The following is a 20,844-nucleotide window of genomic DNA, read 5'->3' as shown; positions in this document are numbered from 1 at the left end:
TGGCGGCGATGCCCTTCTACGCCGGCCTTGCCGTCACCGCCTATCCGCTGGTGCTGACGGTGCTCGACGCCAAATGGGTGGAGGTGGCGCCGGTCGTGCAGATCATCGCGCTGGCCATGCCGTTCATGACGATCCAGGTCCTCTATTCCCCCGCCTGCGATGCGCGCGGGCGGCCAGGCATTGGTGCGCGCAACGGCGCGTTCGGCGCGCTGGTGCTCGCCACGACCTTCCTGGTCGGGGTGCATTGGGGGCCGGTCGGGCTCGCGTGGAGCTGGGTGGTCGCCTATCCCGTGTATCTGGCGGTGAGCAGCTGGCGGTCGCTGCCGGTGATCGGCGTCGCACCGCTGGCGCTGGTCCGGGCGGTCGCGCCGGCGGTGGTTGCCGCCGCGGTGATGGCGGGCGTCGTCCGACTGGTGGAGGCGCTGCTGCCACCGCTGGCGCCGCCGGTGCAGCTGGCGATCCTCGTCGGCGTGGGGGCAGCGACCTATGGCAGCTGGCTCGCGCTGTTCGCGCGCGGCACCGTGCGCGAACTGATCGCGATCCTGCGCAAGCGGCCGCTGCCGGCCTGACGGGGTCGTTCGACCCGTCCTATCCCTGCTGGATATAGTCGCGCATCGCCGCGGCATCCGCCTCGATCCGGTCGATGCGGTATTTGACCAGATCGCCGATCGAGACGAAGCCGACCATCCGCCCGTCCTCGACCACCGGCAGATGACGGATGCGCCGCCGCGTCATCAGCGACAGTGCGCCGATGACGTTTTCCTGCGCGCCGACGCTCTGCACGGGCTGCGTCATCACCTCCGACAGCGGCCGGTCGAGCGCGCCGGCGCCGGCCTGCGCCAGGCAATGGACGACGTCGCGTTCGGAGAAGATGCCCACCGGCACGCCATCGTCGCAGACCGGCACCGCGCCGATTCGCTTCTCCGCCAGCACCGCCACCGCCTCGCCGACGCGCGTCTGCGGGGTCAGCGCGATCACATCGTCGCCCTTGGTGCGCAGGATTGCCGCGATCGTCATGTTCATCCTCCTCCGTCACATCCGACTCGGTCTTGTCCGACTCTTCGGGCCGGATCGGGGTTGAGCAGATCATGTTTGCGCGTCATTGGCAAAGCCATGGATCAGCGCCCCGCCGGACTGGACGATCCCGCGCTCGCGGCGCACGCCTGGGCGCGGTTTCGCAGCATCATGGCGTGGATGATCGCCGTCGCCGCAGCGTGCAGCGCGGGCGCGATCGTCGGCCTCGCCTGGGTGCATGGGCCGTTGCGCCTGATCACCATGGCGGCGGTGATCGGCGGGGTCGGCGGATCGATCGCGCTCGCCGGCGCGCTGATGGGTCTGGTGTTCCTGAGTTCGGGCACCGGGCATGACGAACACGTCGAGCGGCACGATCCGCCCGCGCCGGGACCGCGGCACGATCGTTAGACGGCGGGCGCGAAGGTACGCATCCTCCGCGCCTCAACGCAGCGATTCCCTCGTCAGCGTGGGCGGGGTCAGGCGGCGCTCCATCCGCATGCGTTGCGGCGAACGCCCGCCGGTGCAGGAGCGGCGTGTCCGGGTGGATGCCGCCACCACCAACGAAAAAAGGGCCAGCTCCTCGTCGGAACCGGCCCCTTCTGGTATTCGGATAGCGCGCGCTTATTCGGCGGCGGGCACTTCCACCGCGGGCGTGCGCGGGGTGCGACGGCGACGCGGCTTGGGCGCGTCTTCCTCGGAATCGTTCGCCGCAGCGATGTTGAGCGAGGGCGGCAGGCGATCGGCGTCGACGCCATTGCCCTGATCCTCGGCCGCGGGCGCTTCGACCTGCGCATCCCGACGCGGGCGACCGCGGCGCTTGGGCGCGGGGGCGTCGGCGGCGATCACGGTCTCGGCGCGCTCGGTGAGCGACTCGCCCTCTGCGATCGGATCGGCACGATGCTGGCCGGCAACCTCGACCGGCGCCTGCTCCGCCTCGAAGCGGGGCCGGCGGACGCGGTCCTCGCGCTGAGGACGGTCTTCACGCTGCGGGCGATCGTCGCGCTGGGGGCGATCCTCCCGATTGCCGCGCTCTTCGCGATTGCCGCGGTCGTCCCACGTCCGGCCCTGGCGCTGGTCGCCATCCTGGCGGTCGCGATCCTGCCGATCCTGACGGTCGCGGCTCTGGCGCTGCGGGCGATCCTCGCGGCCCTGCCCCTCACGCGCCTGGCCTTCGCCGTCCTGCTCGCCGGCCCGGATCGGTTCGCCTTCGTCGCCGTAATCCTCGTCGTCGTTCAGGTCGAACGGCTGCTGGCGGCGCGGCTGATTATCCTCGAAGCGGCCGCGCTGATCGGCGAGCACGCGAAAATAATGGTCGGCGAACTGCAGATAATATTCGGTGTTGACGCGGTCGCCCTGGCGCTGCGCCTCCATGGCGAGGTTCTTGTACTTCTCGAACAGCTGGTTCGCGTTGCCGCGCGCGCGGCTGTCGATGCGGTTGCCGTTGTCGGGACGCCCCTGGCCACCCTGCCGCGGCCCGTTGTTGCCGCCGCCGTTGTTGCCACCACGGCCGCGACGGCGGCCGTTCTGCCGATTGTTAATCAAGCTGATGTCCCATGATCTGAGTAATGGTCCTCAAAACCAATCCGGCCCTTCGGGCCTGACGCACGGTCAAACGGTGCCATCCTTTGCGTCTGCGGCGTGCCCTTCGGGGCGACGCTGGAGCCTGTCACGGCCCCCGCCCATACGGCGACCTGATGACGAAAGGATGCGGGTGACCGTCCTACGACCCCTTGTGATCGTCGATGGTGCTTGCCCCGGCCCGACCAATAGCTGGCGCGAGGGCGTTCCTACAAGCGAAATATGTGGATGGTCGTGCCATCTTTCAACCGGCGGCGCGGGGCGTGACGATAAGGCAGCGGTCGCGCTGCCCCAGATCGCGATGGACGACGCTGTCGAGGCCGGCCGCGGCGAACAGCGCGGCGACCGCTGGGGCCTGGGTATGGCCGATCTCCACCGCCGCACAGCCGCCGGGCGCGATCAACCGCGCGAGTTGCCCCGCGAGCAGGCGGTAATCGTCGAGGCCATCGGCGCCCGCAAACAAGGCGGAGCCCGGTTCATGGCGGCGCACTTCGTCGGGCAGCGGCTCGTCGGTGCCGATATAGGGCGGGTTGGCGAGGACGAGATCGAAGCGCGCGTCGATTGCCGCCGCCCAGTCGCCGCGGACGAAGGCGGTGCGGTGCGCCATCCCCAGCGCCGTGGCGTTCGATGTGGCATAGGCCAGCGCCTGCGCGGAGCGATCGACACCGATCCCGCGCGCCGGCCATTCGTCGAGCGCGGCGAGCAACAGCGTCCCCGGTCCGGTGCCGAGATCGAGCACGGTTGCGGGCGCGCGGCTGCCGAAATACGCGAGCGCGGCGATCAGCAGCGTCTCGCTGTCGGGTCGCGGCACCATCGCACCGGGACCGACCGATAGGTCGATCGTCCAGAATCCGCGCGTGCCGGTAATATAGGCAACCGGCTCGTGCGCCGTGCGCCGTTCGACGAGGCCTGCGAAGGTGGCGGGGACGGGCCGCTCCATGTCGAGCAGCAGCGCGTTGCGATCGATCCCCAGCGCGTGCGCCATGAGCAATTCCGCATCGAGCCGCGCGGTGGGGGAAAAGCCGAAGCGCGCGGTGGCGTCGGCGAGCGCAGTGCGGAGGGGACTCACCATCCACCCGCTTCGTCATCCCGGCGAACGCCGGGAACCATGGACACGCGACGCATCGGTTTCACCCTTACGCTGGCCACACCGCCGTCCATGGATCCCGGCGTTCGCCGGGATGACGGAGGAAGGAAGCGGGGCCCCACGCCCTCATCCATCCAGCGACGCCAGCCGTTCCGCCTCGTCCTCGGCGATCAGCGCGCCGATTAGTTCGTCCATCTCGCCCTGCAGGATTTCGGGCAGGCGATGCAGCGTCAGGTTGATGCGATGGTCCGTCACGCGGCCTTGCGGGAAATTGTACGTCCGGATGCGCTCGGATCGGTCACCCGATCCCACCATCGCGCGTCGCGTACCCGAGCGTTCGCTCGCCAGCCGCTCGCGTTCGGCTTCGTACAGGCGGGTGCGCAGCACCTTCAGCGCCTTGGCCTTGTTCTTATGCTGCGACTTTTCATCCTGCTGGATCACGACCAGCCCGGTCGGCAAGTGCGTGATGCGAACCGCGCTGTCGGTGGTGTTGACCGACTGGCCGCCGGGGCCCGACGAGCGATAGACGTCGATGCGCAGGTCCTTATCGTCGATGCGCACGTCGACCTCTTCGGCCTCGGGCAGCACCGCGACGGTTGCGGCGGAGGTGTGGATGCGACCGCCCGCCTCGGTGACGGGCACGCGCTGGACGCGATGGACGCCCGCCTCGAACTTCAGCTTGGCGAACACGCCCGTGCCGGTAACGCTGGCGACGACTTCCTTGAACCCACCCGCATCGGACGAGGAGCTGGAGATCACCTCGACCCGCCAGCCCTGCGTTTCGGCATAGCGCTGGTACATGCGCAGCAGGTCGCCGGCGAACAGCGCCGCCTCGTCACCGCCGGTGCCGGCGCGGATTTCGAGCATCGCCGCGCGTTCGTCCGCCGCATCGCGCGGCAGCAGCGCGAGCGCGAGGCGCCGGTCCGCCGCCTCCAGCGCGCGGGCATTGTCGCGCAGCTCTTCCGCGGCCAGGCTGCGCAATTCCTCGTCGCCGTTATCCTCCGCCATATAGGCGAGGCTGTCCGCCTCCTGCCGCAGCCGACGCACCTCGCTCGCCGCCTGCGCGACGGGGTCCAGCTCGGCATATTCCTTCGACACCGCAACGAAGCGGTCAGACGGCAGGTCGCCGGTCGCCATCTGCGCCTGCAACTCGTCCCGCCGCGCCTCGATCTGCGCGATCCGTTCGGGGGATATGGTGGTCATGCGGTAAGGTCAGGCAGATTAGTTATGAGGGAATCTAGGGTCATGCGAACCTTAGCAACGTCAACATTGCCGCCATCCAGCGTCCTCTGACCGACACCACCCTGCTTCAGAGAAACGATGTGACCAGGCCCCGTTCGCAATGCTCGATCGTATCGCTTCTTGGGGTTTCCAGACACATAAATTTCGGAGGAGATGCCAGCCCGGCGAAGTGCAGCAACGAATGCCAGTGCCGCCTTCTCATGATGTGCGTCTTCCGCGACCACAGCCACAACGTCCTTGGTCGCAACCGGCTCGTCCAGCAACATCGCCAGCCGCTCGACGCCCGCCGCCCAGCCAACACCCGCGGTCGGCGCGCCGCCGAGGCTCTCGACCAGCCCATCGTAGCGACCGCCGGCCAGCACCGTGCCCTGCGCCCCCAGCCGATCGGTGACGAACTCAAACGCCGTGTGCCGGTAATAGTCGAGGCCCCGCACCAGCCGCGGGTTGCGCGTCCACCGGACCCCCGCCGCATCCAGCCCCGCCGTCACCGCATCGAAGAACGCGCGCGCCTCGTCGGTCAGATACGCGTCGATATCGGGTGCAGCATCGGCGATCGGCCGATCGCGCGGGTCCTTCGAATCGAGGATGCGCATCGGGTTCTTCTCGAGCCGGGTCAGGCTGTCTTCCGACAGGTCCCCGCGATGCGCCTCGAAATGCGCCACCAGCCCCGCACGCCACGCGTCGCGCGTCTCGGCGTCTCCCAAGGTATTGAGCTGCAACGTCACGCCCTCGGCAATGCCTAGCTCGTGCAGCAGTTGGTCCGCCATCACCAGTAGCTCGACGTCCGCTGCCGGTTCGGGTGCGCCCAAAATCTCGGCGTCGATCTGGTGAAACTGGCGATACCGCCCCTTCTGCGGGCGTTCGTAGCGGAACACCGCGCCACTGGTCGCGACCTTCAGCGGCGCATATTGCTGCCAGCCTTCGGTCAGGAACGCGCGCGCGATACCCGCGGTGAACTCCGGCCGCAGGGTCAGCGAGTCGCCACCGCGGTCGGGGAAGGTGTACATCTCCTTCGACACGACATCGGTCGTCTCGCCGATCGATCGCGCGAACACCTCGGTCGCCTCGAACACCGGCAGATCGACGCGCTGGAAGCAATACAGGCGGCGGACGCGTTCGAACGTCTCGATCACCGTTGCGAAGCGGCGCTGCTCGTCGCCGAAGATATCCTGGGTTCCGCGCACCCGGCGCGGCGTTTCGATACGGGCCATATGGTGGCGGTATCTAGGCGAGGCCGGCCCCAAGCGCTAGCACCCCAACATGACCAATCCGCGCCGCTATTGGGGAATCGGCAACCGCATCGCACCGCCGCGCTTCGCGCTGTTCGGGGCGATCTTCGCCATCGGGCTGGCAGCCCTGATCCCGATCGTCGGCAAGGGGCGCGGGATCATGGGGGCGTTCGATGCCGCCGCGATCGTCTTTCTCCTGTCGCTCGTCTCGCTGTTCCGCCACGCCAATGCCGCGCGGATGCGGCGGGCGACGCGCGAGAACGACGCCAATCGCGCGCTGCTGCTGGCGATCACCGCGGCGACGATGGGCGTGATCCTGGTCGCGGTGGCGGGCGAATTGAAGGGCCGCAACGATACGCTGGCGATCGTGCTGGTGGTGACGACGCTGGTACTGAGCTGGCTGTTTTCGAACATGGTCTACGCCATGCATTACGCGCATCTGTTCTACAGCGCCGACGACGATGGCGAGGGAGATGCAGGCGGCATCGACTTTCCAGGGTGCAAGGAGCCCGATTACTGGGACTTCCTGTATTTCAGCGCGACGCTGGGCATGACGTTCCAGACTTCGGACGTCTCCATCACCTCGCGGCGCATCCGCCGGGTCGTGCTGGGACAGTGCCTTGCCGCCTTCGTCTTCAATCTGGGCGTGATCGCCTTCACCATCAACGTGCTGGGCGGCGGCGGCGGAAACTGAGTCCTTCTCGTCTCGTCACCCCGGATTTGATCCCAGGTCCCGCTGTTGCCCACAGGGAAAGAAGAAGCGGGATCCCGGCTCAAGGTCGGGATGACGGGCAGGGATTGCGGATGGTGTCAGATCACGGGGCGGAATTCCCCGTTGCCCGCGTAAGGGCTGGACGCCGCGGCTTTGCGAAGCTTACACCGGCGTATTCGTTTCTTGCCGAAGGCTCGCCATGCTCCGTTCCATCGCCGTCGCCGCCCTGCTCCTGTCCACCGCCGCGCCGGCCCTTGCACAGGTCCCGCCGGGCAATTCGGCACCGCAGCCGGTGCCCTTCGTCGATAAGATCCCGGCGCCGCAGGACACGCCCTATCCCGGCACGATCCTGCTCAACGTCGATGCGACCAACACCGAACAGGGCATCTTCCGCGTGAAGGAGACGATCCCCGTCGCCAAGGCGGGGCCGATGGCGCTGCTGTTCCCCAAGTGGCTGCCCGGCGCGCATAGCCCGCGCGGTGAGATCGAGAAGCTCGCCGGCCTCGTCATCAAGGCGAACGGCCGCGTCATTCCGTGGACGCGCGACATGGTCGATGTCTTCGCCTTCCACATCGACGTGCCGCAGGGCGCGCGCAATCTGGACGTCGAGTTTCAGTTTATCTCGGCGACCAAGCCCGATCAGGGCCGCATCGTCGCGACGCCCAACATGATCAGCCTCGAACCCAATTCGGTCAGCCTGTATCCCGCGGGCTATTTCACCCGTCAGATCCCGATCCAGATGACGGTGAAGTTCCCGACCGGCTGGACCGCGGCGGGCGCGGTGCCGGCCAAGGCGAACGGCTCGACCTATGTTTACGACAAGACGAATTACGAGATCCTGGTCGATTCGCCGCTGCTCGCCGGCCGCTACGGCAAGACGTGGCCGCTGTCGGAGCGCGTGAACCTCAACGTCTTCGCCGACGATCCCAAGGAACTTGCCGCGACGCCCGAGCAGATCGACGCGCACAAGCGGCTGGTTGAGCAGGCCGAAAAGACGTTCGGCGCGCATCATTACGACCATTACGAATTCCTGCTGTCGATCAGCGACCAGCTGGGCGGCATCGGGCTGGAGCATCACCGCTCGTCGGAGAACGGCGTGACGCCGGGCTATTTCACCGAATGGAACGCTAGCCCCGGCCGCCGCAACCTGCTGCCGCACGAATTCACCCACAGCTGGGACGGCAAGTTCCGCCGCGGTGCTGAGCTGTGGACGCCCGATTATCGCACGCCGATGCGCGACAAGTCGCTATGGGTCTATGAAGGACAGACGCAATTCTGGGGCTATGTGCTCCAGGCGCGTTCGGGCCTGGTCAGCAAGCAGGACACGCTGGACGCCTATGCCGGCATCGCCGGCAGCTATGATCTCGCCCCGGCGCGCCAGTGGCGCGACCTGATCGATACCACCAACGATCCGATCATCTCGGCGCGCCGGCCCAAGGGCTGGACCAGCTGGCAGCGCAGCGAAGACTATTACAACGAAGGCCTGATGGTCTGGATGGAAGTCGATGCGATGCTCCGCCAGAAGTCGGGCGGCACCAAGTCTATCGACGATTTCGCCAAGGCCTTCTTCGGCATCCGCAACGGCGACTGGGGTGAGGTGACCTATACGTTCGACGACGTCGCCAACACGCTGAACGGCATCGTTCCGTATGACTGGGCAAGCTTCCTGACCAAGCGTCTGACCGAGACGGGCCAGCCCGCGCCGGTCGATGGCTTCGCGATGAACGGCTACAAGCTCGTCTATACCGCCGAACCGACGAAATACTTCACCAACGCCGAAAAGAGCGGCGGCGTGAACGTCACCTATTCGATCGGCCTGTCGGTGGCCAAGGACGGCGAGGCCACGGCGGTGATCTGGGACAGCCCGGCGTTCAAGGCGGGGATGGACGTCGGCACCGTCATTCAGGCGGTCAACGGCACCGCCTATAGCGGCGACGTGCTGAAGGCGGCGATCGTCGCGGCACAGACCTCGAAGGAGCCGATCAAGCTGCTGGTCAAGAGCGGGCCGCGTTATCGCGAAGTCGCCATCGACTATCACGGCGGTCCCCGCTATCCGCGCCTGCAGAAGACTGGCACCGGCGAAACCGGACTCGACAAGCTTCTGATGCCGCGCTGAGGGGCAGCAGGCATAGGATTATCAAGGGACTTTCATGCGTATCGATCTGATTCCGGTCGGCAAGAGCCCGCCCGACGACCTCAACGTCATCATCGAGGTGCCGACCGGCGGCGAGCCGGTCAAATATGAGTTCGACAAGGCGTCGGGCGCGCTGTTCGTCGATCGCATCCTGCACACGCCGATGCGCTATCCGGCGAACTACGGCTTCGTGCCGCACACGCTGTCGCCGGACGGCGATCCGCTCGACGCCTTGGTCGTCGCGCGCTCGCCGTTCATCCCGGGCTGCGTCGTGCGCGCGCGTCCGATCGCGGTGCTCAATTTGGAAGACGAAGCCGGCGGCGACGAAAAGCTCGTCTGCGTGCCGGTCGATTCGACCTTCCCCTATTATTCGAACGTCGGCGAAAAGGACGATCTGCCCGAGATCGTCTTCGAACAGATCGAACACTTCTTCACCCACTATAAGGATCTGGAGAAGAAGAAGTGGGTGCGCATCGGCACCTGGGGCGACCGCGAGGAAGCGCGCCGCATCGTGATGGAAGCGATCGAACGCTACGACGCCGCCAAGAAGCAGGGCGAAGAGCCGCACGACCACGACGTCCCCGGCCGCGACTGATCCGCGCCTGAAGTCCTCCCTCGCGTCAGCGGGGGAGGGGGACCGCCGACGTAGCCGGTGGTGGAGGGGGCGTTTCCGCATGCGGAAAGCTAGCTGCTTACCTCCCCCCCGTCACCGCTACGCGGCGCCACCGTGCGAGGTCGATCATGCCCCCGGCATCATCTTGAACGGCCGGGGGCCATTCATCCTCACACGCCCTTGCGGGGGAAGCCTTAGCGTCCCGCCATCCGCCTGAGCGCCTCGCCCTCGACGCGCTGCACCGTCCAGTCCTCCAGCCCCACCGCCCCCATCCGGCGATAGACCGCGATCGCATCGGCATTCCAGTCGAGCACCGCCCATTCGAAGCGCGCGCAGTTTCGCTCTACGGCTATCCAGGCCAAATGGCGCAGCAGCGCGCCGCCCACGCCCTTCCCGCGTGCTGCCGGCGTCACGTACAGATCCTCCAGATACAGGCCCCGCCGCCCCTTCCACGTCGAAAAATTGTGGAAGAACAGCGCGAAGCCGACCGGCGCCCCTGCCTCTTCGGCGATCACCGCTTCCGCCGCCGGCTGCGGCCCGAACAGTGCCTCGTCCAGCATCGCCTCGGTTGCCTCGACCGCATCGGGCTCGCGCTCGAACGCGGCGAGGTCCCGCACGAAGCGCAGGATCGTCGCGATATCGTCGGGCGTTGCGGGGCGGATCGGGATGTCGGTCATAACGATGCTTCCGTTTGCGGAGCGGGGATCGGGCGGCGCACCGCGACCAGGCACCCGGCGATGATGAGCAATGCGCCCGCGATCGTCCACGGCGACACGCGCTCGGCAAAGACCAGCCAGCCGAACAAGGCGGACCAGACGAAGGCGGTATATTCGACGGGCGCCAGCACCTGCGCCTCGGCGCGGGCATAGGCCCAGGCGAGCGCCACCGCCGACACCGATCCCAGCGCCGCCGATGCGGTGATCGCGGGCAGTTGCTCGACACGCGGCACGCCGGCAAACCAGGGTGCGCCGATCAGCAGCAGTCCGCCCAGCACGATGCTGGTGAACAGCGCCACCTCCAGCGGATCGGCCGCCTGCGCCTGCCGTCGCAGCAGGATCAGGCTGCCCGCATACAGGACCGACGCGATCAGGATCGCGACGCTGCCCAGCACCATGTCTTCCGACGCGCGCGCCTGTACCTGACCCGCGGCGATCGCGAACACACCGAGGCTTGCGACCAACGACCCACCGATCGCGCTGCGCTGGATGCGTTCGCCGAGCGTCAGCGCGGCCAGGAACAGCGCGATCAGCGGCGCGAGGAAGGTCAGCGCCACCCCCTGCGCCATCGGCACGCGCACGAGGCCCCAGAAGAACAGCAGCACCGACGCACCACCGACGCTGCCGCGCGCCAGATGCAGCCGCAGCGCCGCCCACGCCGGCCACCGCCCGCCCCGCGCGATGAAGATCGGCGCCAGCAACGCCACCCCCGCCACCGATCGCCAGAGCACCGCAAAATAGGCGCCGCTCGCAATGGACAGCCCTTTCATGATGGCGTCCATCCCTGCGTAGACGGCAATCCCGCCTGCGGCGACGCCGAAGGCGGTGACGGGGGGATGTGGCGCGATTCATCGGATCAGGCGGATGTCGACACCCAGCCCCAGTCCCGTCCATTTGGCATCAGCAGTCAGGACGGTGGCATCCAGCATCAGTCCCATCGACAGACAGGCTCGATCGGCAAAGGACGTATCGGTCCCGGTCAGCTGCGAATGAAGGGCTGCCGAAATTCGAGCCTGACGGGCATCGAACGCGACGACCGAAATGCCCAACCGCGAGAGTTGCGTTTCGACCATAATCGGATCCATGCCGCGGCGTGCGACCTTGTGGAGCACCTCATCGAGATTGACGGCGTTCAGCACAGCGCCATCGCAGACGTCCGCAACCATGTCGCCGCCCACCTCATCGAAGATCATCGCGAGAATGGCGGAGGCATCGATGACAAGGGTGCTCACGCGCCCGTCTCGCCTGCCTCTCGCCGCGCCTCCATCGCGCGGTCTTCGAGCAGCTCGGCGACGACGCTGCCGTGCGGAGCGATGTCTTCTCGCATCGACCGGAAGGATTGCCGGACGTCTTGGACGATCTGCTCACGCGTCCGCAACACGACGGCGCCCTTGGCGTCGCGATCGATGACCAGCGAATCGCCATCCTTGATGCCGAGCTCGCGGCGGATATCCGCCGGAATCACCACCTTGCCGCCCGCGATCACCTTGGCATGATAGGTCATGTCAGCACCTCCAGGTCCTGACCTGTAGCACAGGACCTATTCGGCTGCCACGACCTGTGGCTCGGCCGACGCCGCCTCAATCTCCGCCGCTTTGGCTTCGACGAGGCGGACGATGTGGTCGATCATGCCTTCGTCCTGCACGTGGTGATCGGTGACGCCCGACAGATAGACCATGTGCTTGCCGTTACCGCCGCCGGTGATGCCGATGTCGGTTTCGCGCGCTTCGCCGGGGCCGTTGACGACGCAGCCGAGTACCGACAGGCTCATCGGCGTGCGGATGTGCTGAAGCCGTTCCTCGAGCGCCTGCACGGTGCGGATCACGTCGAACCCCTGCCGCGCGCATGACGGGCACGACACGACACGCACGCCGCGGTTGCGGATGCCGAGTGCCTTCAAGATTTCGAAGCCGACGCGCACCTCGTCCTCCGGCTCGGCGGAGAGTGAGACGCGGATCGTGTCGCCGATGCCGTACCAGAGCAGGCTGCCGATCCCGATCGCGGACTTCACGGTGCCGCCGACGAAGCCGCCCGCTTCGGTGATGCCGAGGTGCAGCGGGCAATCCACCGCTTCGGCGAGCTGCTGATAGGCCGCAACCGCCAGGAACAGGTCCGACGCCTTCACCGCGACCTTATATTCGTGGAAATCGTGGTCCTGCAGCAGCTTGATGTGGTCGAGCGCGCTTTCCACCAGCGCATCCGGGCACGGCTCGCCGTATTTTTCGAGCAGATCCTTTTCCAGCGACCCACCATTGACGCCGATGCGGATCGCGCAGCCATTGGCCTTGGCGGCGCGGACGACTTCGGCGACGCGCTCCGACGACCCGATATTGCCCGGATTGATGCGCAGGCACGCCGCCCCCGCATCTGCTGCCTCCAGCGCGCGCTTATAGTGGAAGTGGATGTCCGCGACGATCGGCACGCGGCTGCCGCGGACGATCTGCTTCAGCGCCGCGGTCGATTCGACGTCGGGGCAGGAGACGCGGATGATGTCGACGCCCGCATCCTCGCAGCGGCGGATCTGGTCGATCGTCGCGCGGATATCGGGGGTGGGCGTGTTGGTCATCGTCTGCACGGTGACGGGCGCATCGCCGCCGACGGGAACGGTGCCGACCATGATTTGGCGGCTCTGACGGCGGACGATGTCGCGCCACGGACGTAAGGACATGGCGTCTATATACAGCAGCCGGGTTGCGGTTCAAAGACGCTGGTGTAGGGCAGCAGCAGTTCCATGACGCGCCCCCCAATTCCTCGCCATTACGGCCTCGACTGGCTGCGCGTCGCCGCCTTTGCGATCCTGATCGTCTATCATGTCGGCATGGTGTTCGTGCCTTGGGGCTTCCACGCCAAGAGCGCGCATGGCGCCGACTGGGTGGTACTGCCGATGCTGGCGGTGAACGCTTGGCGATTGAGCCTGCTGTTTGTCGTGTCGGGCTATGCCAGCCGCGCATTGCTCACCCGCGCGCACGGTCCCGGCGGCTTCCTGCGCCAGCGTTCGCTGCGCCTGCTGGTGCCGCTGGCCTTCGGCGTCGCGGTGATCGTGCCGCCGCAAAGCTGGGTCGAGCTCGTCACGCAGCACGGCTATCGCGCCGGGTTCGCGACCTTCTGGACCCACGATTATTTCCGTTTCGGCAGGCTCGGCGGGATCGGCCTGCCCGCGCTCAACCATCTGTGGTTCGTCGCCTATCTGTGGTTGTACACGGTCGTACTGGCTGCCGGCGTCGCGCTGATCCGCACGCAGGCGCCGCAGCAGGCATTCGACCGGCTGTTTGCCGGGCCACTGCTGGTGGTTATCCCGACCGCGTGGCTGGTGTGCATCCATGGCTGGTGGTTCCCCATGGGTTATGAGACGCACGATCCGCTCCACGATCTGATGGCGCATCTGAGCTACCTGCCCGCCTTCCTGTTCGGCTTCGCGCTGGCGGGATCGGCACCGGTGCTGGCCGCGTGCGTGCGCTGGCGCTGGGTGGGGCTGGCGATGGCGATCCTGGGCTATGGCTTCATCCTGGCGGTGGAGCTGGTCGGCGGCGACGCGCCGCGCTGGCTGTATCCCACCTACGGAGCCGCACATGCGCTGCAGCAATGGGGCGCGACGCTCGCGTTGATCGGCATGGCCGAGCGGCACTGGAATCGCGACGCGCCGGTGCGCGCCACGCTCACCGAGGCGGTCTTCCCCTTCTATCTAGTCCATCAGACGATCATCGTCCTCGTCGCCTATTGGCTGATCCCCGCGCGGCTGACCGGTGGTGCCGAATTTGCGGTGCTGATCGCCGCGACGATCGCCGGCTGCTGGGCCTTTTACGCGATCGGCCGCCGCATCGCGATCCTGCGCCCGCTGATCGGGCTGCGTCCCCTGTCGTCACAGAAGGTAGCATCATGAGCTGGTCCCTTGTCCTGCACGGCGGCGCCGGATCGATCGAGCGCCACCGCCTGACGCCCGAACAGGACGCGGGCGCCCGCGACGGCCTGTCCCGCGCGCTCGACGCCGGCGGGGCGATCCTGTCGGGCGGCGGCAGCGCGCTCGATGCAGTGGAAGCCGCCGTCCAGGTGCTGGAGGACGATCCGCACTTCAACGCCGGTCGCGGCGCCGCCTTCACCCGCGACGGCGGCATCGAGCTGGATGCGGCGATCATGGACGGCGCGACGCGGGCAGCCGGCGCCGTCGCGGGGATCACGCAGACCCGCTCCCCCGTCGCGCTCGCACGCCGGGTGATGGCGGCAAGCCCCCATGTCCTGCTGAGCGGCACCGGCGCCGAGCAGTTCGCCCGCGGCCAGGGCCTGGAGGTCGCACCCGAAGGCTGGTTCGAGACGCCCGAGCGTCGCCGCCAGCTCGACGAGATGCTGTCGCGCAACGCCGACGCCTTCGACGTCGATATGAAATATGGCACCGTTGGCGCGGTTGCGCGCGATGCGGCGGGCCATGTCGCCGCCGCCACCTCGACCGGTGGCGTGACGGGCAAGCGCTGGGGCCGGATCGGCGATTCGCCACTGATCGGCGCGGGCACCTTCGCCGACGATCGTGCCTGCGCGGTGTCGTGTACCGGTTCGGGCGAATTCTTCATCCGCGTCGGCGTGGGCCATGAGATCGCGGCGCGCATCCGTCTCGCCGGCGACGCACCGCAAGCGGCCGCGGACGCCGTGATGGCGGAGGTGCGTGCGCTCGGCGGCACCGGTGGCGTGATCGTCACGACGCCTGCGGGCGATGCGGTGTGGAGTCTCACCACCCCCGGCATGTACCGCGCCCGCGCCACCGCGGCCGGTGTGCGCGAGGTCGCGATTTACGGCGACGAGTAAGCGTCACGATCCGGCCATGATCCGCAACGAGCATGGCGTCATGATCCGCCGCCTCGCCTTGCTCGCCGCCGCCCTGCTCGCCACCGCCGAGGCGCCGCCCCCGCCCGCGGCGCTGGCCCCCTATCTTACCGGCGGGACGTTTCGGCCGGGCGACTATGGCTGGCTGCGCGGTGCCTTCGATGACGCGACGCCTGCACAGAAGGCCGAATGGCACGTGCTGGACGCCTGGCTGAAGCAGTGCCGGCAGGACAGTGCCGCACAGACCCGCGCCGAGCTGATCGCGCTCGGCATCGCCGATCCCAAGATCCGCCCTTCCGCTTACGGGGATGCGCCCTGCGGCGCAGTGGATCGGGCCTTTCCACAAGGCGACATGGGCGACGATTGGTCGCTGTTCCAGACGAAGCTGGCAAGCGCCCGGCGCGTCGCCGACACGCTCGTCTGGTCGGCCGCGCTGGCACAGGCGGTCGGTGACGCGGCGGGCGACATCCTGACCGCGCAGCTGATCGCCCGGCCGATCACCGATCAGGTCCTGCGCACGTCGCTCGCGTGGAATCAGGGTCCGACGAAGGGCGCGCCGCCGCTCGATCCGATGGAGGCGGGAATCGTCCGCGGACTCACCTGGTCGGCGATCGCCGCGCGCGATCATGCCAATACCGCATGGATGAAGACGGTGGTCGCCCAACACGGCTGGCCGACGATCGCCATGGTCGGAGCGCAGGCCTCGTCGAGCGCCTGGATGTTGGTTCAGCATGCCGACGACGATCCCGTCTTCCAGCTCAAGATGCTGCGGCTGATGGAGCCGCTTGCCGCACGCGGGCAGGTGTCGCCCCACAATTATGCGCTGCTCTACGATCGCGTCATGCTGCAGATGGTCGGGACACAGCGCTATGGGACGCAGATGAGCTGCGAAACGGGCAGCTGGCAGCCCTTCCCCTTGGAAGATGCCGCGAAGGTCGAAGGCTATCGCCGCGCCGCCGGCCTCAATACGATGGCGCAGAACGCCGCGCGCATCCTGCAGGAAAACGGCCCCTGCCCGCCGATGCCCACAGCCCACTGACGCAAAGCCGCTTCTGCCCGTCACATTCCGACGCTAATACCAAGGTCATGACACTCGTCCGCTTTGCCCTTGCCGCGCTGCCCGCGCTCGTCCTTGCCGCGCCTGCCCAGGCCTATTGGGAGTTCGGGCATGAGACGGTCGCGAAGATCGCCTATGCCAATGTCACGCCGCAGACGCGCCGCGCGATCGACCGGCTGCTCGCCGAGACGCCGAAGCTCGACACGCCCGAATGCCCCGCGACGACGATCGAGGGCGCGAGCACCTGGGCCGATTGCGTCAAGCCGCTGAAGGGCCCCAATGGCAAGTCGCGCTTCGGCTATGCCTACACATGGCACTTTCAGGACGTGAACATCTGCCAGCCCTTTACGCTGGAAGAGGCGTGCAAGGACGGCAATTGCGTGTCGGCGCAGATCACCCGCGACGTCGCGATCCTGAAGAATAAGCGCCTGCCGGCCAAGGAGCGGGCGCAGGCGCTCGTGTTCCTGATCCACTTCGTCGGCGACCTGCACCAGCCGCTGCACGCGGGCGAAAAGAACGACAAGGGCGGCAATGACGTCGCCGCCGCCTACGGCAGCTACAGCCCGAAGCGGTTCAACCTGCATTCGATCTGGGACGGCACGCTCGCCGAACGCGCGATCACGACCGGGCCGAGCCTCGTCCGCCGCTACCCCGCCGCCGAAAAGCGCCGCATCGCTGCGGGCAATGTCGTCGACTGGAGCCGCGAATCGTATCAGGTCGCGCATGACGTCGTTTACGCAAGCGCGCTGAAGGGCGATCCGTGTGCGCCCTCCCCCGCCAAGGTGACGCTGGACGAAGCGACGATCGAAAAGCTGGTCCCGGTCGCGCGGCTGGAAGTGGAGCGCGGCGGGCTGCGGCTGGCGAAGCTGCTGGATCAAGCGCTGGGGTGATCTGCTCGTGAGGCGTGTCGCTCGTGCTTCACGTCTCCCGTCACCCCGGACTTGTTCCGGAGTGACGCAGCCTGTCGGGCGAGCTTACCGCGCGCCTCGCCATCGCCAGTGCCAGCCGCCGCGCGTTTTGACGGCGGCGATCCACACCAGGACCAGCGTAGCGGTCAGCACTACGAGCCATCCCCCACGTGGCTGCCAATGCTTCACCCCGATCACCACCGCCAGATAGGCCACCAGCACCGCCCATCCCTGCCACGCAATCGGCAGGCCCGCGCCATAACCGAACCGCTTGGGCGCGAACCACGCGCCATCGTCACGCTCCTGCATCATCGTCCTCCTGCTGCTTGGGCGGGCGGCCGCGTTTTGCCACGACCGGCGCCTCCAGCTTCACCCCCCGCCGGGCAAGCGCTTCCCGCAGCAGGCACTCGACCTGCGCATTGACGCTACGCAGGTCGCCCGCCGCGCTCCGCTCGATCGCCGCATACAGTGCGGGATCGACGCGGAGGGGAAACGCCTTTTTGGGGGGAGAAGCCATCGATCGATACGCTTACTGGTAGAGCGAACCCGCATTGACGACGGGCTGCGTGTCGCGCTCGCCACACAGCACGACCATCAGGTTGGACACCATCGCCGCACGCCGCTCGTCGTCCAGCTCGACGACGTTCTTCGCCGACAGTTGGTCGAGCGCGAGCTCCACCATGCCGACCGCACCTTCGACCAGCGTCGTGCGCGCCGCGACCACCGCCTGCGCCTGCTGCCGGCGCAGCATCGCGCCCGCGATCTCCTGCGCATAGGCGAGGTGCGTGAAGCCGCATTCGTCGACGGTAATCCCCGCCACTGCCAGCCGTGCGATCAGTTCGGCACGCAGTTCCGCCCCCACCTGATCGTGGTTGCCGCGCAGCGTGATCTCCTGATGCTCGTAATCGTCATAGGGGTAGCGAGAGCCGATCGTGCGCACCGCCGCCTCGATCTGGACGTTCACGAACGCCTTGTAATCGTCGACGTCGAACAGCGCCTGCGCGGTGTCGGTGACGCGCCAGACGACCTGCGCCGCCATCTCGATCGGGTTGCCGCGCAGGTCGTTGACCTTGATCCGGTCCGAAATGACGTTGTTGGCGCGGACCGACACTTTCCGGCGCATCAGCCAAGGCAGCACCCAGCGCAGGCCCGATTCGCGATCGGTGCCGGCATAGCTGCCGAACAGGGTGATCGCGCCCGCCTGATTGGGCTGCAACATGTAGAAACCGGCCGCGATGAACACGGTGCCGATCGCGCATAGCAGCGGCACGATCGCAAGGATCGGCGGCATCGCGTCGGATGCGAGTTCGACGATGACGAACACCGCGATCACCACCAGCAGCGCCGCCAGCGCCAGCATCGTGTAACCGCTCGCCGTGGCGGCACGCCGTTCCTGCGACCGCGTGAGACTCCCCTGTTGCACCACCCTGTCCTCCGATTAATGTGATATCACATTTATATCGGATTTCAGGGGATGCAAGGGGATTCGCTTTGTCCCATCCCGTCACCCCGGCCGAAGAGCCGGGGTCCCGCTTCTCCGATGCGGTCGGCGGAAGAAGCGGGACCCCGGGTCAAGCCCGGGGTGACGGGAGGGATCGGATCGTCAGCGGCCCGTCGGGCCTGGGAGGGGGCGCCCCTCGATGCGTCAGTTCAGGACGACCGTCACCGCACGGCGGTTCTGCGCCCAGGCCGCCTCGTCCGAACCCAGCGCGACGGGGCGTTCCTTGCCGTAGCTGATCGTGGTCAGGCGCGACGGATCGATGCCCTTGGCGACCAGATAGTTCTTGGCTGCATTGGCGCGGCGATCGCCCAGCGCCAGATTGTATTCGCGCGTGCCGCGTTCGTCGCAATGGCCCTCGATCGTCGCGCGGACGTTGGGATAGCGCTGCATCCACGCCGCCTGGCTGTCGAGGATCGCACGCGCGTCGGCGTCGATGTCGCTCTGGTCGGTGCCGAACAGCACGGTGTTCGACGTCACCGAGCGGCGGAAGTCGGCGTCAGAGCCGGGCACGATCGCGCCATCGACCGGTCCGGTATTGGCGGGCGGCGCGGTGTTGAGGCCGGCGGTGTTGTCGACCGGGGGCGGCGGCAGCTGCTTGGGCTTGTGCGCACAGGCGGCGAGCGACGCCAGCGCCGCGCCGGTCAACAGGATGTTGGTCAATTTGGTCATCGTCGTGACTCCGTTGGTGATCGTTTCGCCCCCGAAACACCCCTGCCGAAAACGCGTCAGGGCCGCAAAGGTCCCCAGGCCGGATCCGAGCCATCGAGCGGCGTCGGAATCTTGCGCTCGACCTGTCCGGTCAGGTCGACCATCCACAGATCGGCCTTGCCCGAGCTGCCCGGCGTCGAGCGGTAGAAGGTGATGACGCGGCCGTTGGGCGACCAGCTGGGCCCTTCGTCCTGCCAGCCATCGGTCAGGATTTTTTCGCCGCTGCCGCTGGGCGACATGATGCCGATCCGGAAATTGCCGCCTAGCTTGGTGAAGGCGATCAGGTCGCCGCGCGGGCTCCACACCGGCGTCGCATAGCGCCCGCCGCCGAAGCTGATGCGCTGCTGGCCGGAGCCATCCGCGTTCATCACATAGATCTGCTGGCCACCCGACCGATCGCTCTCGAACACGATTCTAGAGCCGTCGGGCGAATAGCTGCCGCCCGTGTCAATGCCGGGCGAGGTTGTCAGCCGCTGCGGCGTGCCGCCCTGCGCCGAGACGCGGTAGATGTCCGTGTTGCCGTTCTGCGCCATCGAGAACAGGATCCAGCGGCCATCCGGCGAGAAGCGCGGCGCGAAGGTGAGGCTGACGTTCTGCACCACGCGGCGCGGACGGCCCGAGCCGAGATCATAGACATAGATCGCCGGCTTGTCGTTTTCATAGCTCATGAAGACGATCGACTGTTGATTCGGCGCGAAGCGCGGCGTCAGCACGATCGACTGGCCGTTGGTCAGGAAGCGGTGGTTGGCGCCGTCCTGATCCATGATCGCGAGACGCTTGATACGCTTCGCCTTGGGACCCGTTTCGCTGACATAGACGACGCGGCTGTCGAAATAGGGGCCTTCGCCGGTCAGGCGCGCATAGACCATGTCGGCGCATTTGTGCCCGGCGCGGCGCCAGTCGGATGGCGCGACGACGAAGCCGGTGCGCTTCAACTCGATCTTCGAAAAGACGTCGTACAGATAACAGCCGATCGTGAGGTTGCCGTCGCCATTGGCGCGGACGAAGCCCTGCACCAGCGCCTGCGCGCCCGTGCCGCCCCAGTAATCGAAGGCGGGCGCATTCACTTCCTGAAAGCCGACGGGGCGCAGCTGGTTGGCGCCGAGCGGCGTGAACAGGCCGGAATTGCGCAGGTCGTTGGCGATGATGTCCGCCATCTGCCGGCCAAGCGCATCGGTGCGGCCCGCGGGCGTATCGACCACCTCGGCGGTCGGCATGGCCGGAATCGCGATCGGCATCGGCGCGGAGACGCCGCCCGTGACTGACACTTCCAGCGGTGCGGGGGTCTGCCCGGCAGGCGCGGCCTGATCCTGTGGCACCGGTGCGGCGGTGGCGGACTGCGCCGGGGCGGGCGCCTGCTGCGCGAGGGCAGGCAGGGTTAGCGCAGGCAGGGCAACGGTAACGCTCAGCGCGACCAGCAACGACCGGATCATGACCATCCTCTCAAACGCGTGTTACACGATACCGCGACCCCATACGCCCCGTCACCCCGGACTCGTTCCGGGGTCCACTCCGCGGCCGGGGGGAAGGCAA

24 protein-coding genes (1 of these 24 running past the window's edge) are annotated in these 20,844 nt (G+C 67.4%); 9 read left to right on the top strand and 15 right to left on the bottom strand.

Annotation, left to right across the window (positions count from 1 at the left end; translation table 11 throughout):
* Window positions 1-569, top strand: partial view of a lipopolysaccharide biosynthesis protein gene (locus A7E77_RS08175; RefSeq protein ID WP_063687124.1) — the 3' portion only. Its footprint begins 913 nt before the window's first position; only the last 569 of its 1,482 coding nucleotides appear in the window; its start codon lies beyond the left edge, outside the window; it ends in the stop codon at window positions 567-569.
* A gap of 19 nt (window positions 570-588) precedes the next feature.
* On the opposite strand, the gene A7E77_RS08170 is transcribed toward A7E77_RS08175, so the two are convergent.
* Window positions 589-1,017 carry a CBS domain-containing protein gene (locus tag A7E77_RS08170; RefSeq protein WP_018250558.1) on the bottom strand — a complete coding sequence of 143 codons (429 nt, stop codon included), beginning with the start codon at window positions 1,015-1,017 and terminating at the stop codon, window positions 589-591.
* 96 nt (window positions 1,018-1,113) lie between these two features.
* Here A7E77_RS08170 and A7E77_RS08165 point away from each other — a divergent pair, with 96 nt between their 5' ends.
* A complete protein-coding gene (locus A7E77_RS08165; RefSeq protein WP_043061179.1) occupies window positions 1,114-1,422 on the top strand; it encodes a hypothetical protein in 309 nt (102 codons plus the stop codon).
* Between the two features lie 213 nt (window positions 1,423-1,635).
* Here the strand turns inward: A7E77_RS08165 and A7E77_RS08160 are convergent, their stop codons facing one another.
* The 4 genes from A7E77_RS08160 to hisS form a co-directional block, all read right to left on the bottom strand.
* Window positions 1,636-2,556, bottom strand: a complete 921-nt coding sequence (locus tag A7E77_RS08160; RefSeq protein ID WP_063687122.1) for a DUF4167 domain-containing protein — start codon at window positions 2,554-2,556, stop codon at window positions 1,636-1,638.
* Window positions 2,557-2,836: 280 nt separating this feature from the next.
* Window positions 2,837-3,664 carry a peptide chain release factor N(5)-glutamine methyltransferase gene (gene prmC / locus A7E77_RS08155; protein WP_063687120.1) on the bottom strand — a complete coding sequence of 276 codons (828 nt, stop codon included), beginning with the start codon at window positions 3,662-3,664 and terminating at the stop codon, window positions 2,837-2,839.
* Window positions 3,665-3,805: 141 nt separating this feature from the next.
* Entirely contained in the window at window positions 3,806-4,882 is a 1,077-nt protein-coding gene (gene prfA, locus A7E77_RS08150; protein WP_063687118.1) for a peptide chain release factor 1, read from the bottom strand.
* A complete protein-coding gene (hisS, locus tag A7E77_RS08145) occupies window positions 4,879-6,132 on the bottom strand; it encodes a histidine--tRNA ligase (protein ID WP_063687116.1) in 1,254 nt (417 codons plus the stop codon). Before hisS ends, prfA begins: the two co-directional genes overlap by 4 nt.
* A gap of 49 nt (window positions 6,133-6,181) precedes the next feature.
* On the opposite strand from hisS, the gene A7E77_RS08140 reads away from it, so the two are divergent.
* The 3 genes from A7E77_RS08140 to ppa all read left to right on the top strand — a co-directional run bounded on the left by A7E77_RS08140 (window position 6,182) and on the right by ppa (window position 9,591).
* Entirely contained in the window at window positions 6,182-6,844 is a 663-nt protein-coding gene (locus A7E77_RS08140; protein ID WP_063687114.1) for a DUF1345 domain-containing protein, read from the top strand.
* 217 nt (window positions 6,845-7,061) lie between these two features.
* Entirely contained in the window at window positions 7,062-8,978 is a 1,917-nt protein-coding gene (locus A7E77_RS08135; RefSeq protein WP_063687112.1) for a M61 family metallopeptidase, read from the top strand.
* 34 nt (window positions 8,979-9,012) lie between these two features.
* Window positions 9,013-9,591, top strand: a complete 579-nt coding sequence (ppa, locus tag A7E77_RS08130) for an inorganic diphosphatase (RefSeq protein ID WP_043061173.1) — start codon at window positions 9,013-9,015, stop codon at window positions 9,589-9,591.
* A gap of 212 nt (window positions 9,592-9,803) precedes the next feature.
* On the opposite strand, the gene A7E77_RS08125 is transcribed toward ppa, so the two are convergent.
* The 5 genes from A7E77_RS08125 to ispG form a co-directional block, all read right to left on the bottom strand.
* The gene (locus A7E77_RS08125; RefSeq protein ID WP_063687109.1) at window positions 9,804-10,286 is read right to left on the bottom strand and encodes a GNAT family N-acetyltransferase; all 483 of its coding nucleotides are present in this window, start codon (window positions 10,284-10,286) and stop codon (window positions 9,804-9,806) included.
* The gene (locus A7E77_RS08120) at window positions 10,283-11,107 is read right to left on the bottom strand and encodes a DMT family transporter (RefSeq protein WP_151895468.1); all 825 of its coding nucleotides are present in this window, start codon (window positions 11,105-11,107) and stop codon (window positions 10,283-10,285) included. Before A7E77_RS08120 ends, A7E77_RS08125 begins: the two co-directional genes overlap by 4 nt.
* Window positions 11,108-11,173: 66 nt before the next feature.
* The gene (locus A7E77_RS08115; protein ID WP_264177018.1) at window positions 11,174-11,518 is read right to left on the bottom strand and encodes a PIN domain-containing protein; all 345 of its coding nucleotides are present in this window, start codon (window positions 11,516-11,518) and stop codon (window positions 11,174-11,176) included.
* A 35-nt stretch (window positions 11,519-11,553) separates the two neighbouring features.
* Window positions 11,554-11,829: an AbrB/MazE/SpoVT family DNA-binding domain-containing protein gene (locus tag A7E77_RS08110; RefSeq protein WP_063687103.1), complete on the bottom strand. Its 276-nt coding sequence runs from the start codon at window positions 11,827-11,829 to the stop codon at window positions 11,554-11,556.
* A gap of 36 nt (window positions 11,830-11,865) precedes the next feature.
* Window positions 11,866-12,993, bottom strand: coding sequence for a flavodoxin-dependent (E)-4-hydroxy-3-methylbut-2-enyl-diphosphate synthase (ispG, locus tag A7E77_RS08105; RefSeq protein ID WP_043061168.1), 1,128 nt, complete (start codon window positions 12,991-12,993; stop codon window positions 11,866-11,868).
* A 63-nt stretch (window positions 12,994-13,056) separates the two neighbouring features.
* Here ispG and A7E77_RS08100 point away from each other — a divergent pair, with 63 nt between their 5' ends.
* Genes A7E77_RS08100 through A7E77_RS08085 form a run of 4 tightly spaced genes read left to right on the top strand, consistent with a single transcriptional unit; the run spans window position 13,057 to window position 17,084 of the window.
* A complete protein-coding gene (locus A7E77_RS08100) occupies window positions 13,057-14,205 on the top strand; it encodes an acyltransferase family protein (RefSeq protein ID WP_063687101.1) in 1,149 nt (382 codons plus the stop codon).
* Window positions 14,202-15,119, top strand: coding sequence for an isoaspartyl peptidase/L-asparaginase family protein (locus A7E77_RS08095; RefSeq protein ID WP_063687099.1), 918 nt, complete (start codon window positions 14,202-14,204; stop codon window positions 15,117-15,119). Before A7E77_RS08100 ends, A7E77_RS08095 begins: the two co-directional genes overlap by 4 nt.
* A gap of 16 nt (window positions 15,120-15,135) precedes the next feature.
* Window positions 15,136-16,176 (top strand): DUF6624 domain-containing protein, encoded by a 1,041-nt coding sequence (locus A7E77_RS08090; RefSeq protein WP_063687097.1) that lies wholly within the window; start codon window positions 15,136-15,138, stop codon window positions 16,174-16,176.
* A gap of 47 nt (window positions 16,177-16,223) precedes the next feature.
* Entirely contained in the window at window positions 16,224-17,084 is an 861-nt protein-coding gene (locus A7E77_RS08085; protein WP_063687095.1) for a S1/P1 nuclease, read from the top strand.
* An 84-nt stretch (window positions 17,085-17,168) separates the two neighbouring features.
* Here A7E77_RS08085 and A7E77_RS08080 read toward each other — a convergent pair whose 3' ends face one another.
* The 5 genes from A7E77_RS08080 to tolB form a co-directional block, all read right to left on the bottom strand.
* Window positions 17,169-17,414, bottom strand: a complete 246-nt coding sequence (locus A7E77_RS08080) for a hypothetical protein (protein WP_318842609.1) — start codon at window positions 17,412-17,414, stop codon at window positions 17,169-17,171.
* Window positions 17,398-17,619, bottom strand: coding sequence for a hypothetical protein (locus A7E77_RS08075; RefSeq protein WP_063687091.1), 222 nt, complete (start codon window positions 17,617-17,619; stop codon window positions 17,398-17,400). Before A7E77_RS08075 ends, A7E77_RS08080 begins: the two co-directional genes overlap by 17 nt.
* A 12-nt stretch (window positions 17,620-17,631) precedes the next feature.
* Complete coding sequence (locus A7E77_RS08070) at window positions 17,632-18,528, bottom strand: SPFH domain-containing protein (RefSeq protein ID WP_020493471.1); 897 nt, start codon at window positions 18,526-18,528, stop codon at window positions 17,632-17,634.
* 219 nt (window positions 18,529-18,747) lie between these two features.
* Window positions 18,748-19,272 carry a peptidoglycan-associated lipoprotein Pal gene (pal, locus tag A7E77_RS08065; protein ID WP_017980658.1) on the bottom strand — a complete coding sequence of 175 codons (525 nt, stop codon included), beginning with the start codon at window positions 19,270-19,272 and terminating at the stop codon, window positions 18,748-18,750.
* Between the two features lie 56 nt (window positions 19,273-19,328).
* A complete protein-coding gene (gene tolB / locus A7E77_RS08060) occupies window positions 19,329-20,744 on the bottom strand; it encodes a Tol-Pal system beta propeller repeat protein TolB (protein WP_063689813.1) in 1,416 nt (471 codons plus the stop codon).
* Window positions 20,745-20,844: the final 100 nt, after the last annotated feature.

Source organism: Sphingomonas sp. NIC1 (assembly GCF_001638925.1).
Classification (GTDB): domain Bacteria; phylum Pseudomonadota; class Alphaproteobacteria; order Sphingomonadales; family Sphingomonadaceae; genus Sphingomonas; species Sphingomonas aquatilis.
This window is presented reverse-complemented; position numbering and strand designations above follow the sequence as displayed.

Excerpts from the sequence above, each read along its gene's own strand:
- A7E77_RS08140 (WP_063687114.1), top strand. The coding sequence starts at position 6,182 with ATGACCAATCCGCGCCGCTATTGGGGAATCGGCAACCGCATCGCACCG.
- A7E77_RS08110 (WP_063687103.1), bottom strand. The coding sequence starts at position 11,829 with ATGACCTATCATGCCAAGGTGATCGCGGGCGGCAAGGTGGTGATTCCG.
- prmC (WP_063687120.1), bottom strand. The coding sequence starts at position 3,664 with ATGGTGAGTCCCCTCCGCACTGCGCTCGCCGACGCCACCGCGCGCTTC.
- A7E77_RS08125 (WP_063687109.1), bottom strand. The coding sequence starts at position 10,286 with ATGACCGACATCCCGATCCGCCCCGCAACGCCCGACGATATCGCGACG.
- A7E77_RS08085 (WP_063687095.1), top strand. The coding sequence starts at position 16,224 with ATGACACTCGTCCGCTTTGCCCTTGCCGCGCTGCCCGCGCTCGTCCTT.
- ispG (WP_043061168.1), bottom strand. The coding sequence starts at position 12,993 with ATGTCCTTACGTCCGTGGCGCGACATCGTCCGCCGTCAGAGCCGCCAA.
- A7E77_RS08100 (WP_063687101.1), top strand. The coding sequence starts at position 13,057 with ATGACGCGCCCCCCAATTCCTCGCCATTACGGCCTCGACTGGCTGCGC.
- A7E77_RS08090 (WP_063687097.1), top strand. The coding sequence starts at position 15,136 with ATGATCCGCAACGAGCATGGCGTCATGATCCGCCGCCTCGCCTTGCTC.
- A7E77_RS08170 (WP_018250558.1), bottom strand. The coding sequence starts at position 1,017 with ATGACGATCGCGGCAATCCTGCGCACCAAGGGCGACGATGTGATCGCG.
- prfA (WP_063687118.1), bottom strand. The coding sequence starts at position 4,882 with ATGACCACCATATCCCCCGAACGGATCGCGCAGATCGAGGCGCGGCGG.
- A7E77_RS08080 (WP_318842609.1), bottom strand. The coding sequence starts at position 17,414 with ATGATGCAGGAGCGTGACGATGGCGCGTGGTTCGCGCCCAAGCGGTTC.
- A7E77_RS08165 (WP_043061179.1), top strand. The coding sequence starts at position 1,114 with ATGGATCAGCGCCCCGCCGGACTGGACGATCCCGCGCTCGCGGCGCAC.
- hisS (WP_063687116.1), bottom strand. The coding sequence starts at position 6,132 with ATGGCCCGTATCGAAACGCCGCGCCGGGTGCGCGGAACCCAGGATATC.
- A7E77_RS08120 (WP_151895468.1), bottom strand. The coding sequence starts at position 11,107 with ATGGACGCCATCATGAAAGGGCTGTCCATTGCGAGCGGCGCCTATTTT.
- tolB (WP_063689813.1), bottom strand. The coding sequence starts at position 20,744 with ATGATCCGGTCGTTGCTGGTCGCGCTGAGCGTTACCGTTGCCCTGCCT.
- ppa (WP_043061173.1), top strand. The coding sequence starts at position 9,013 with ATGCGTATCGATCTGATTCCGGTCGGCAAGAGCCCGCCCGACGACCTC.
- A7E77_RS08115 (WP_264177018.1), bottom strand. The coding sequence starts at position 11,518 with ATGATCTTCGATGAGGTGGGCGGCGACATGGTTGCGGACGTCTGCGAT.
- A7E77_RS08095 (WP_063687099.1), top strand. The coding sequence starts at position 14,202 with ATGAGCTGGTCCCTTGTCCTGCACGGCGGCGCCGGATCGATCGAGCGC.
- pal (WP_017980658.1), bottom strand. The coding sequence starts at position 19,272 with ATGACCAAATTGACCAACATCCTGTTGACCGGCGCGGCGCTGGCGTCG.
- A7E77_RS08075 (WP_063687091.1), bottom strand. The coding sequence starts at position 17,619 with ATGGCTTCTCCCCCCAAAAAGGCGTTTCCCCTCCGCGTCGATCCCGCA.
- A7E77_RS08135 (WP_063687112.1), top strand. The coding sequence starts at position 7,062 with ATGCTCCGTTCCATCGCCGTCGCCGCCCTGCTCCTGTCCACCGCCGCG.